Annotated in this window: 1 protein-coding gene; it reads right to left on the bottom strand. The window is 44.0% G+C overall.

The genetic code is table 11. From position 1 onward, the window contains the following. Nucleotides 1–114: 114 nt before the first annotated feature. Nucleotides 115–540, bottom strand: a complete 426-nt coding sequence (locus tag QP140_RS09765; RefSeq protein ID WP_284759467.1) for a hypothetical protein — start codon at nucleotides 538–540, stop codon at nucleotides 115–117. Nucleotides 541–638 lie beyond the last annotated feature (98 nt).

Genomic DNA, 638 nt, shown 5'->3' on the forward strand with positions numbered 1-638 from the left:
AAATATAAACCTTGGTTCTTTATGCCATGCCGTGCTAAGTTGCTTCAGTCGTGTCCAACTCTTTGTGACCCCATGGACTGCAGCATGCCAGACTTCCCTGTCTATCACCAACACCTAGAGCTTGCTCAAACTCATGTCCATCGAGTCGGTGATGCCATCCAGCCATCTCATCCTCGGTCGTCCCCTTCTCCTCCTGCCCCCAATCCCTCCCAGCATCAGAGTCTTTTCCAATGAGTCAACTCTTCGCATGAGGTGGCCAAAGTACTGGAGTTTCAGCTTTAGCATCATTCCTTCCAAAGAAATCCCAGGGCTGATCTCCTTCAGAATGGACTGGTTGGATCTCCTTGCAGTCCAAGGGACTCTCAAGAGTCTTCTCCAACACCACAGTTCAAAAGCATCAATTCTTTGGCCCTCAGCCTTCTTCACAGTCCAACTCTCACATCCATACATGACCACAGGAAAAACCATAGCCTTGACTAGATGGACCTTTGTTGGCAAAGTAATGTCTCTGCTTTTGAATATGCTATCTAGGTTGGTCATAACTTTTCTTCCAAGGAGTAAGCGTCTTTTAATTTCATGGCTAGTTATATGTTATTTGAATATCACCTTGATTTTATTTATTTAATTAATTTTATAAT

The sequence above is a fragment of the Corynebacterium sp. UMB9976 genome (assembly GCF_030212265.1).
In the GTDB taxonomy this organism is placed as follows: domain Bacteria; phylum Actinomycetota; class Actinomycetes; order Mycobacteriales; family Mycobacteriaceae; genus Corynebacterium.

Excerpts from the sequence above, each read along its gene's own strand:
- QP140_RS09765 (WP_284759467.1), bottom strand. The coding sequence starts at position 540 with ATGACCAACCTAGATAGCATATTCAAAAGCAGAGACATTACTTTGCCA.